Raw genomic sequence first — 11052 nt, forward strand, 5'->3', positions numbered from 1 at the left:
CAGGGCCGGCACCCCGCTAGCGCCGTCCCTCGCGCAGCCAGCCGGCCAGGATCAGCCCCGAGGCCAGCAAAAGCACCATCCAGGGTGGCAGCAGGGGCATCTGGCGCACGGCGCGGGTCTCGTAGGCATCGCGCGGGGTCAGGCCCAGCCAGCCGCGCCCGGCGGCGGGCCGCCCCGGGCGGACATCCCGGAAGGCGGGCAGCCCCTCGCTGAGGGCGCGGACCCCGCCGCGCGTGGCTTCGACCGAAGGCTCAAGCGCACTGCCCGAGGCGATGGTCTGCTCGAATTCGCGCGGGGCCGCGGGGCCCAGCCCGATGACCGCCGAAAGATCCCCCGAAGCCAGGCGATAGAGCCCGATTTCCGGCCCCTCGAACACCGCCTCGAACCGCCCGGGCGAAACCTCTTCCATCCGCAGCGTGGTCTGGCCGCCGTCCGGCGCGGTAACCACCACGTCGCCGACGGTTTCCGAGAGACTGCGGCGGGTGATCACCATCCGCTGCCCCTCGGCCTCGGCGGTCAGCGCCTCTTCTTCCAGCTCGGGTTCCTTCATCATCCAGTGGGCAAGGCGGCGCAGCAGTTCCAGCTGCGGACCGCCGCCCTCGAAGCCGCGATTCCACAGCCAGGCGTGATCCGAGGCCAGCAGCGCCACGCGCCCCTCGCCGACCCGGTCGAGGATCAGCAGCGGCCGCTCGCCGGCGCCCGACATGACGACCTGGCCGCGCTCCGGCGTCAGCTCGACCTGGCGCATCCAGCGGCCCCAGTCCCCCTCCCAGGCCTCTTCCAGCCCGGTGGTGACCGGATGGCGGTGGCCCAGATCGGTAACCTGGGGCCGATAGCCCTCTTCCACCACGCGGGCGGTCGGGCGGCCCGGCAGCACCTGCGCCAGCGGCGAGCGATAGAGCGATTCGGCCGAGGCGAAATCCGGCCCGGCGGCGATCAGCACCGCGCCGCCGTCCTCGACATAGGCGCGGATGTTGTCGAGGTAGAGCGCCGGCAGGATGCCGCGGCGCTTGTAGCGGTCGAAGATGATCAGGTCGAAATCCTCGATCTTCTCCATGAACAGCTCACGCGTGGGGAAGGCGATCAGCGACAGTTCGGACACCGGCACGCCATCCTGTTTTGACGGCGGGCGCAGGATGGTGAAATGCACCAGGTCGACGGAACTGTCCGATTTCAACAGGTTGCGCCATGTCCGCCCGCCCGGGTGCGGCTCTCCCGAGACCAGCAGCACGCGCAGCCGGTCGCGCACCCCGTTCATCTGCACGATGGCCGAGTTGTTGCGGTCGGTCAGCTCGCCGTCCTGAGAGGGCGTGGTGAAGCGCAGCACGTTGCGCCCGCCATGGGGCAGCGTCACCGGGATCTGCGCGTCCTGGCCGACGGGCAGGCGCAGGATCTGCGGTTCGCCCCCGTCAACGGACATCTCCAGCGCGGCGAAGCCGCCCATGGTGTCCGGCACGGCGCCCTCATCCTCGATGCGCAGGGTCAGCAGGATCTCTTCGTCGAGGATGCCGAAGGCCGGGGCGTTCTTCACCACCAGCCGGCGATCCCAGTCCTCGGGCGTGCCCGAGAGCAGCAGGTGCATCGGCGCGGGCAGCCCCGGCACCTGGTCGAGGTCATGCACCCGCCCGTCCGAAAGCAGCACGACCCCGGCAATGCGCGCGCGCGGTTCCTCGGCCAGGGCCTCGGTCAGGGCGGTCATAAGCAGGGTGCCGCTGTCGCCCTCGCCATCGCCGACCTCGATCCGGCGGAGGTCCGTATTGGGGCGGGCGGCGATGCGGGCCGCCAGGGTCTCTGCCGCCTCGGCGGTCTGCGCGGCCCGGTCGCCGAGGCGTTGCGAGGCCGAGCGGTCTTCGACCAGCAGCACGATGTCCGACAGCGGCGCGCGGTCCTCCTGGCGCAGCGCCGGGCCCGAGAGGGCTGCCAGCACCACCAGGGCCGCCGCCCCGCGCCAGGCCCAGCCGGCAAGGCCGCGCCAGACCGCCAGGGCGATGCCGGCGAGGCTGAGCACCGCCAGGATCGCCAGCGGGATCAGGGGGATGAGCGGGTCGAAGATGATCTGTCCGCTCATCTCAGTTCCCCAGCCGGTCGAGCAGGGCAGGCACATGCACCTGGTCGGATTTGTAGTTGCCGGTCAGCACATGCATGATCAGGTTCACCCCGAAGCGGTAGGCGATCTCGCGCTGGCGCTCGGCGGCCATGCCCGAGCCGATGCGAAGCAGCGGCATCCCCGAGGCATCCACCGCCCAGGCCGCCGCCCAGTCATTGCCGCCGATCACCACCGGGGTCACCCCGTCGTTGAGGTTGCGGAAGGGCATGCCCTCGATCTGCTCGGCGTCAGGCGGCGCGGCCTCGACCCAGACGGGGGCCCCGACGTAACGCCCCGGCGCATCCTGCAACAGGTAGAAGGTGCGCGTCAGCACGTGATCCTCGGGCAGCGGCTCCAGCGCGGGGATGTCCAGCGGTCGGGCGATTTCCTGCAGGCGCCGGCCCTCGGGGGTCGAGGCGCCGAAGCCGGCGACATTGGCGTCGCGGGTGTCGAACAGGATCATGCCGCCGCTGCGCAGGTAGCGGTTCAGCTTGGCATAGGCGGGATCCGAGGGGATCGGCTGATCCGCGGTGATCGGCCAGTAGAGGAAGGGGAAGAGCGACAGCTCGTCCTGTTCCAGGTCGACGCCCATGGGCGGGGCGGGTTCGACCGAGGTGCGGAAATTCAGCGTGTCCGAGAGGCCCTGAAGGCCGGCCTGGGCGAGGGCGTCGAGCTCTTGATCGCCGGTCAGCACATGGGCCAGCACCGTCTCGGCGGTGGCGGCGAGGGCAAAGTCGTCCTCCTGCGCCTTCGCGTGCGGCACGGGGACCAGCGCCAGCGCCAGCAGCGTCGCCACGGCGCGGGCGCCCCGCAGCCGGCCCGACAGCGCCAGCGAGGCCAGGATATCGGCCAGCAGCAGCAGCAGCGCAAGGGCCAGCAGGTAGCCGCCAAGGGGCCGCTCGGCCGGGGCAGAGAGGCCCTGCACCGTCACGCCCGAAGGCCAGGTGGCAGGGGCAATCGCGCTTTCGTCGCCCATGACATTGCGCGCCAGCGCCCGGTCCTCGGAGCTGTAGAGCCCCGGCTGCAGGCGCGGTCCGAGCGGCGCGGCGACCAGTGCGGCCCCGTCGACCCCGGGCAGCGTCCCGGCGGAGGAAATGGTGCCGAAGGCATCCATCACCCGTTCGGGCTGCCAGGTCGTACCCTCGACATCCCCGGCCTCGGGGCGGGGATTGACCGAGGAGACCGACAGCCTTTCAAGCATCTGCACGAAGAGCCCCGAAAGCGGCAGCGAGGACCACTCGGCATTGGCGGTCACGTGGAACAGCACCACCTGCCCCTGCCCCAGCTCCTTGCGGGTGACCAGCGGCGTGCCGTCGCTCAGCCGGGCGATGACGCGCGCAGAGAGGATCGGATCGGGCTGGGCCATGACCTGCGAGGTCACGGTCACCTCGGGCGGCACCTGAAGCCCGGCGAAGGGGCTGTCGGCATCGAAGGGGGCCAGCGTCTTGGGCTCGCCCCAGGACATCGCCCCGCCGACGGACCGCCCCCCGGCGCGCAGGCGCACGGGCATCAGCGGATCTTCCTCGGCGCGGCTGACCTCGCTGGCGGCAAGGCGCGGCCCGGCGAAACGCAGCAGCATGCCGCCGCCCTCAATCCACTCCAGCAGCGCCTCTTCCTCGCCCTCCGAGAGGGTCGCCACATCGGCCAGGGCGATCACGTCGGGATTGGCAGGCAGGATATCCACCAGCGCGCCATGCAGCAGGTCGGCGTTGGTTTCCAGAGCCTTTTCAAGGTAATGCAGCGGCGAAAGCAGCGACAGCCCCTCGCGGTCGCTGCCGCCCGACATCAGCGCCACCTCGCGCCGGCGCAGCCCGTCATCGGTCAGCGCCACGGTCCCGGCAGAGCGGATGCCGGCGAGGGCGAAATGGGTCAGCCGGGCACGGATCTCGGCGGGCAGGACCATCTCTTGCCGGGCGAGTGCGGCGCCCGGTTCAAAGCGCATCTCGGCCTGGTCGAGCACCCGCATCACGCCGCCGGGGTCGCGGCCATGGGCCTGCAGGGTCATCACCTGTTCGCTGTCGAGGTCCCGCGCGGCGCGGATCGCCGTCAGCTGCACCGCACCGTCGGCAAACTGCGGGGGACGCAGGGCCAGCACCGGGCCACCGGCTTCCAGCACCCGGACCGCGCCCTTCGCCTGCACGGCGGCCAGCACCTCGGCGCGCCCCGGCCGGTCGAGGCCGTCGGAAATCCAGACGGTCTCCACCCCGCTCTCCATCGCCGAGAGCCCCTCGAGCAGGCGTTGCATCGCCTCGCTGTCAGGCGCGGGCGGCTCCCAGGCCAGCGGCGCGAGGCCGGGCAGGCGTGTCACCCAGGTTTCGGGCGTGGCGAAGACGGGGGCCTCGGGCGAGGTCAGGCGGATCACCGCGGCGGGACGGCCAAGGCGCCCGGCCTCTTCCAGCAGCACCTCGACGGCCTCTTCCTTGCGCGGCCAGTCCGGGGCCGAGGCCCAGGTGCCGTCGAGCAGCACCAGCAGCGGGCCGCGACGGTCCTCGGCAACCTCGGCCTCGGGGTTCAGCACCGGGCCGGCGAGGCCGATGATCACCGCGGCAACCGCCAGCATGCGCAGCAGCAGCAGCCACCAGGGGGTGCGGTCGGAAACGCTCTCCTCATCACTCAGCCCCAGCAGCAGGGCCACGCCGGGGAAGCGGCGGCGCACCGGCGCGGGGGGCACGGCGCGCAGCAGGATCCACAGGATCGGCAGCGCCACGAGGGCAAGCAGCAGCCAGGGGGCCGAGAAACCGATGGGGCCGAGGATCATCACGCGCCTCCCCGGTCCAGCGCCCGCCAGACCCAGAGCAGCGCCGATTGCGCCGAGGCCTGGGTATGGTGCTGGCCATACTGCCAGCCGGTCGCGGCACAGAGCTGGGCCAGATGGGCCTTCCGCTCGGCCAGGCGGGCGAGGTAGCGATCCTTCAGCTCCGAGGCCTTCAGCGTCTCATGGGCGACCGAGCCGCCCATGCTTTCGAAGATCGTGCGGCCATGGAAGGGGAAGGCCTCTTCCACCGGGTCGAGCACCTGTAGCAGCACACCGCGGATGCCACGGTCGGCGGCCTTGGTGAGGGCGGTCGTCACCTCGTCCACGGGGCCGAGGAAATCCGACACGAAAAGCGCGCGGGCATTGGGCAGCATCGCGCGATGCTCGGGCACGCCGAAATCCTGATCGGCGGCCTTGCTGAAGAACTCGGCCAGGCGCAGCACCTGGTTCTGGCCCCGGCGCGGCGGCAGCAGGGTGCCGGTCAGGCCGACACGTTCCCCGCCCCGGATCAGCAGGATCGCGGTCGCCAGGGCGATATCGCGGGCACGGTCGCCCTTCTCGGGCAGGGTCCTGGCAGAGGTGAAGCCCATCGAAGCCGACTGGTCGACCCAGAGCATGACACTCTGCGCGATCTGCCACTCGCGTTCGCGCACGAAGCGGTCATCCGAGCGGGCCGAGCGGCGCCAGTCGATCATCCGGCGCGGATCGCCGGGCTGCACCGGGCGGTATTGCCAGAAATCGTCGCCCAGCCCGGCGCGCCGTCGGCCATGCTCGCCCAGCAGGACGGTGCCTGCCAGCTGCTCTGCCCGGGCCAGAAGCGCGGGAAGGCGCGCGGCCTCTTCCTCGGCCCGGCTGCGGAGGGCGGCGGCTGTCCTCACGCCGCGGCCCCGGCGGCCCCGGCAGTGGTGAAGCTTTCGGCGACCTCGGCGATCAGCCCATCCAGGCTGTCCCCCCGGGCGCGGGCGGCGAAGTTCAACCCCATGCGGTGTGACAGCACCGGCTGCGCCATGGCCAGCACGTCCTCGGCCGAGGGTGCCAGGCGGCCCTGCAGCATGGCGCGGGCGCGGGTGGTCATCATCAGCGCCTGGGCGGCACGGGGGCCGGGGCCCCAGGACACGGTTTCGCGCACCCGCTCGGGCGCGGTCGGATCGTCGGGGCGGCAGGCGCGCACAAGGTCAAGGATCAGCTCGACCACGGACTCGCCCACGGGCATCAGGCGCAGCAGCTTCTGCGCTTCAATCAGCTCGGCCGCCGAAAAGACCGCATGCGCTGCGCCCTCTTCGACGCCGGTGGTCGACAGCAGGATGTCGCGTTCGGTGTCGCGGTCCGGGTAGAGCACGTCGATCTTCACGAGGAAGCGGTCCAGCTGCGCCTCGGGCAGCGGATAGGTGCCTTCCTGCTCGATCGGGTTCTGGGTGGCAAGCACGTGGAAGGGCTGGCCCAGGTCGCGGTCTTCACCGGCGACGGTGACCTGCTTTTCCTGCATAGCCTGCAGCAGCGCCGACTGGGTCCGGGGGCTGGCACGGTTGATTTCATCCGCCATCAGCAGCTGGCAGAACACCGGCCCCGGCAGGAAGCGGAACGCACGCGAGCCATCGCCCGCCGTCTCCAGCACTTCAGAACCGAGGATGTCGGCGGGCATCAGGTCGGGGGTGAACTGGATACGGTTCCCATCCAGCCCCATCACGGTCGAGAGCGTTTCCACCAGCCGCGTCTTTCCCAGCCCCGGCAGGCCGATCAGCAGCGCATGGCCACCGCAGAGCAGCGCCGACAGCGTCAGGTCGACGACCTGTTCCTGGCCCACGAAGCGGCGGGTGATCGAGCGCTTGGCCTCGGCCAGCTTGGCCTCTACCGCCTCGATACGGGCGATCAGGTCCTCGCCCCCGGTTGCCCCATCGTTTTCCGTCTCGGCCATGACTTTCCTCCGGCGCTGGCTATAGTCATAGATGAAACTGTAGCCGCGAGTTGGTTAATGATAAATTCACCGTCGTCACAAAAGAGTGTGAATGTCACTGCCGAGAGCATTCTTGCCTCAGCGCGCGCCGCAAAGGGGCGCGGACTTCCGCCGGTGCACAAGTGGAACCCGCCGTTCTGCGGCGACCTCGACATGCGGATCGCCCGCGATGGCACCTGGTTCTACCTTGGCACCCCCATCGGGCGGCCCGAGCTGGTGCGCCTCTTCTCGACCATCCTGCGCAAGGACGGCGACAGCTATTTCCTTGTCACACCTGTGGAAAAGGTCGGCATTACCGTCGAGGACGCGCCCTTCCTGGCGGTCGATTTCGACGTGTCGGAAGAGGATGGCCAGCAGGTGCTGACCTTCCTGACCAATGTCGCCGACCGTGCCGTCGCGGGGCCCGATCACCCGATCCGCGTCAGTCGCGATCCCGACACCGGAGAGCCCTCTCCCTATGTGCTGATCCGTGACCGGCTTGAGGCGCTGATCGACCGCAAGAGCTTCTACCGCCTTGTCGATATTGGCGAAACCGCACCGCACGAGGGGCAGGACTGGTTCGGGATCCGCTCGTCGGGACAGTTTTTCCCGATCATTCCCGCTGATCAGTTGACCGGGGCGGACGCATGATTCCATCCTGAGCCGCAGCGCGTCCGGTGTCAGGGGCGGCGCCGGACCTGCGGTATCGGGAGGATGGATGCCGAAATTTGCTGCGAACCTGACGACGCTTTTCACCGAAATGCCCCTGGCGGCGCGAATCCCTGCCGCGCAAGAGGCGGGCTTCGACGCGGTGGAGATCCATTTCCCCTATGACACCCCGGCGATGGAGATCCGCAACGCGCTTGGCCAGAGCAGCCTGCCACTGGTGCTGATCAATGCCCCGCCGCCAAACTACACCGGCGGCTCTGCTGGCTTTGCCGCCGTACCGGGCGGCGAAGAGCGCTTCCGCCACGACTTCCGCCGCGCCATGCGCTACGTGAACGCGCTGAAGGCCGAGCACCTGCACATCATGTCCGGGGCCGCCTGGGGCGAGCAGGCCTTCGACACGCTGGTCGCCAACCTTCGCTGGGCCATCGCCGAGGCTCCGCAGCAGAGCCTGGTGCTTGAACCGATGAATGCCGCCGACCTGCCCGGCTATTTCCTGTCTGACTTCCAGCTTGCGGCGCGGGTCGTCGAGGCGGTGGGACATGATCTCGTCGGGCTGCAGTTCGACACCTACCACGCGCACCGGATCACCGGAGACGTGCCCGGCACCTGGGAGATCTTCGGCGGTCTGGTGCGGCATGTGCAGGTGGCGGGCGTGCCCGACCAGCAGGAACCGGACGGCGCCGCCATCGACTTTGCCGCCTTCTACCGTGCCCTCGATGCGGCGGGGTATGCGGGCTGGATCGGTGCCGACTACCGCCCGCGCGGCATGACCCGCGACGGGCTGGGCTGGCTGGCCGAGGCCCAGGCCGCCAGCGGTGCCCTGCGCCGCCCCGCCTGAGAACACGGCCTGAACACGGCGGGGGCCTTTCCGCCTGCCCCGCGCCACCACAAAAAACCGGTTGCCACTGACAGCTGCTGACGGAATGCTGTCAGCAGGCCTGTGCGAGACGGGGGCATCGCAACGCTCTCAGGGAGACACGCCATGAGCACCGACAGCAAGACAACCGTCATCTGGGCCGAGATCCCGGTCACCGACCTGGCCCGCGGCACGGCCTTCTACGAAGAGGTCTTCGGCTGGAGCCTGACCCAGATGCAGATGGGACCGGACCGCGTCGCCGCCTTCGGCTCGGGCGGGTTGGCGGCAACCTCGTCGAGGGGCCCGGCGGCATGGGCGCGGGCAATGTGATCCATCTGCTGGTTCCGGATACGGTCGAAGCGGCGCTGTCGCGGGCGCAGAAGGCCGGCGCCCGGGCCGAAACCGACGTGATCGCCATCCCGCCGGGCCGCTACGCCGTGGTGCGCGACCCCGATGGCAACCGCATCGGCCTGTTCGAGGCCGCCTGACCATGCGCCGCGCCGATCGCCTCTTCCAGATCGTGCAGCACCTGCGCGGCGGGCGGCTGGTGACCGGGCGCGAGCTGGCGGAGCGGCTGGAAGTGTCGCTCCGCACCCTCTACCGCGATATCGCCGACCTGCAGGGCTCGGGCGTGCCGATCGAGGGCGAGGCCGGTATGGGCTACGTGATGCGCGCCGGGCACGACCTGCCGCCGCTGATGTTCACCGAGGAAGAGATCGTGGCCCTGGTCGCCGGGGCGCGGCTGGTCAAGGCCTGGGGCGGGCTGACCATGGCCCGCGCCGCCGAAGAGGCCATCCTCAAGATCGATGCAGTCCTGCCCGCAAAGGCCCGCGAGCGGCTGGAGGCGGTGCAGATCCACGCGATTTCCATGCAGGCCATGCCCGAGGCCCTGCGCGAGCGGCTGGACGTGGTGGAAACCGCCGTGCACAGCCGCACCCGGCTGCAGATCCGCTACCTGGCGGAAAATGGCGACCAGACCGACCGGATCCTGCGTCCGCTCGGCCTGTTCTTCTGGGGCAAGGTCTGGACCCTCGTCGCCTGGTGCGAGCTGCGCGAGGATTTCCGCACCTTCCGCCTGGACCGCATCGCCGGCCTGCGGCCCGAGGACCGCTTCCCGCCCGACCGCAGCCGCTCCCTCGCGGCCTATTTCGAGCGCGAGACCCGTGCGGGGCGGATCCCGCGCAAGGACGGTTAGGCGGTCAGTGACCGATCAGCGGCGCGTCGGTGCAGGCCTCCTCGGGGGTCTCTATCTCAAGCGTCACATGGGTCAGCTCGAAGGCATCATGCAGCACCCGCCGGATCTCGGCCCGCACCGCGCCGGCCTCTTCCGCGCCGCCCGAGAGCACCACGTGGCATTCCAGCGCCGTCTCGCGCTCCTGCATCCGCCAGAGGTGCAGGTGGTGGACGGAGGCGACACCGGGGATCGCACGAATCCGCTCGGCCACCTCGCCGACGGCGGGGCTGTCGGGACTGCCCAGCATCAGCAGGCGGATCACCGGGCCGATCTCGACCCCCGCATGCCAGAGGATATAGGCCGAGATGCCGAGGGTGACGATAGGATCGACCAGACGCCAGTCGTAGAGCAGGATCAGCGTCCCCGCGACGATCACCGCGACCGAGCCGAGCGCATCGGCGATGTTGTGCAGGAAGGCGGCGCGCATGTTCACGCTGTCCTTCTGCAGCCGCAGCATCAGCAGCGCAGTGACCGTGTCGATGACCAGCGCCACGCCGGCGACGACGACCACCGTCCAGCCCTCGATCTGCTGCGGGTCGAACAGCCTCTCGACCCCCTCGAAGGCCAGCATCACGGCAATGACGATCAGCGTGGTATAGTTGATCAGCGCGGCGACGACCTCGGCCCGGCCATAGCCGTAGGTCATCGAGGCATCGGCAGGCCGGCGCGCGATCCGGCGGGCAACGAAGGCGATGACGAGGCTCAGCGCATCCGACAGGTTGTGGATCGCATCGGCGATCAGCGCCAGCGACCCCGAGAGGATCCCCGCCGCGATCTGCACGAAGGTCAGCGCGATATTGACCGCCACCGCCCAGGCGACACGGCGGTCTCCGGCCAGGTCGACCGCGTGGTGATGGTGGTGATGATGGCCATGAGAGTGGTCGTGCGGCATGGATCTTTCCCGGGTCTGTCCTTGACGCCGACCAATCTAGGACCTCTAGTCGCTAGAGGTTCAAGAGCTAATTTCCAAGAGAGTCCCATGTATTCCATCGGCGCCCTGTCCGAGCGCACCGGCGTGAAGGTGCCCACCATCCGCTACTACGAGGGAATCGGCCTGATGCCCGAGGCCGGACGCTCCGGCGGCAACCAGCGCCGCTACGACGGGCGCGGGCTGGAGCGGCTGCAGTTCATCGCCCATGCGCGGGGCCTCGGGCTGTCGCTCGAGGCGATCCGCCACCTGCTCGAGCTGTCCGACAAGGGCCGCGACTGTGCCGATGCCCACCAGATCGCCGCGCGCCACCTCGGCGACATCCGCGCCCGCATCGCCCGGCTGCAACGACTGGAGGCCGAGCTGGCGCGCCTGTCGGAGGTCTGCGACCACGCGCCGGGAGCCCCCTGCGGCCTCATCGACGCGCTCGGCGATCACCGCCAGTGCCTGGGGGACCACTAGGAACGCTGCCTGCCGGCGACACGTAGAGGGGGGTGGGGGCTCCGCCCCCGTCCGCCGGGGCGGACTCCCCCGGAGTATTTTCAGCCTGGTGATGATGCCTGAGGGGGACGATAAGGCGGCCTCGTTTTC

The 11052-nt window shown here is 70.1% G+C and carries 11 protein-coding genes; 6 read left to right on the plus strand and 5 right to left on the minus strand.

The annotated features are described in order from the left end of the window. Positions 1-16: 16 nt before the first annotated feature. From OS124_RS0112270 to OS124_RS0112285, 4 genes are read right to left on the minus strand one after another with little or no spacing between them, the layout of a single operon-like run. Positions 17-2068 carry a membrane protein gene (locus OS124_RS0112270; protein ID WP_010139953.1) on the minus strand — a complete coding sequence of 684 codons (2052 nt, stop codon included), beginning with the start codon at positions 2066-2068 and terminating at the stop codon, positions 17-19. Position 2069: 1 nt separating this feature from the next. Continuing rightward, positions 2070-4844, minus strand: coding sequence for a DUF4159 domain-containing protein (locus tag OS124_RS0112275; RefSeq protein WP_010139954.1), 2775 nt, complete (start codon positions 4842-4844; stop codon positions 2070-2072). Continuing rightward, entirely contained in the window at positions 4844-5719 is an 876-nt protein-coding gene (locus OS124_RS0112280; protein ID WP_010139955.1) for a DUF58 domain-containing protein, read from the minus strand. Before OS124_RS0112280 ends, OS124_RS0112275 begins: the two co-directional genes overlap by 1 nt. After that, the gene (locus OS124_RS0112285; RefSeq protein WP_010139957.1) at positions 5716-6756 is read right to left on the minus strand and encodes an AAA family ATPase; all 1041 of its coding nucleotides are present in this window, start codon (positions 6754-6756) and stop codon (positions 5716-5718) included. Before OS124_RS0112285 ends, OS124_RS0112280 begins: the two co-directional genes overlap by 4 nt. A gap of 57 nt (positions 6757-6813) precedes the next feature. Between OS124_RS0112285 and OS124_RS0112290 the strand changes: the two genes are divergently transcribed. The 5 genes from OS124_RS0112290 to OS124_RS0112305 all read left to right on the plus strand — a co-directional run bounded on the left by OS124_RS0112290 (position 6814) and on the right by OS124_RS0112305 (position 9494). Further along, entirely contained in the window at positions 6814-7425 is a 612-nt protein-coding gene (locus tag OS124_RS0112290; RefSeq protein ID WP_040607103.1) for a DUF1285 domain-containing protein, read from the plus strand. 67 nt (positions 7426-7492) lie between these two features. Next, entirely contained in the window at positions 7493-8281 is a 789-nt protein-coding gene (locus tag OS124_RS0112295; RefSeq protein WP_010139960.1) for a hydroxypyruvate isomerase family protein, read from the plus strand. Between the two features lie 144 nt (positions 8282-8425). After that, a complete protein-coding gene (locus OS124_RS28280) occupies positions 8426-8629 on the plus strand; it encodes a VOC family protein (protein ID WP_010139961.1) in 204 nt (67 codons plus the stop codon). Continuing rightward, positions 8611-8787, plus strand: coding sequence for a glyoxalase/bleomycin resistance protein/dioxygenase (locus OS124_RS28015; protein ID WP_010139962.1), 177 nt, complete (start codon positions 8611-8613; stop codon positions 8785-8787). The genes OS124_RS28280 and OS124_RS28015 overlap by 19 nt, the downstream gene beginning before the upstream one ends. 2 nt (positions 8788-8789) lie before the next feature. Beyond that, a complete protein-coding gene (locus tag OS124_RS0112305; RefSeq protein ID WP_010139963.1) occupies positions 8790-9494 on the plus strand; it encodes a helix-turn-helix transcriptional regulator in 705 nt (234 codons plus the stop codon). A 4-nt stretch (positions 9495-9498) separates the two neighbouring features. Here OS124_RS0112305 and OS124_RS0112310 read toward each other — a convergent pair whose 3' ends face one another. After that, complete coding sequence (locus tag OS124_RS0112310) at positions 9499-10425, minus strand: cation diffusion facilitator family transporter (RefSeq protein WP_010139964.1); 927 nt, start codon at positions 10423-10425, stop codon at positions 9499-9501. Positions 10426-10512: 87 nt separating this feature from the next. Here OS124_RS0112310 and OS124_RS0112315 point away from each other — a divergent pair, with 87 nt between their 5' ends. After that, a complete protein-coding gene (locus OS124_RS0112315; RefSeq protein WP_010139965.1) occupies positions 10513-10923 on the plus strand; it encodes a MerR family transcriptional regulator in 411 nt (136 codons plus the stop codon). Positions 10924-11052: the final 129 nt, after the last annotated feature.

The sequence above is a fragment of the Oceanicola sp. S124 genome, from assembly GCF_000220565.1.
In the GTDB taxonomy this organism is placed as follows: Bacteria; Pseudomonadota; Alphaproteobacteria; order Rhodobacterales; family Rhodobacteraceae; genus Pseudooceanicola.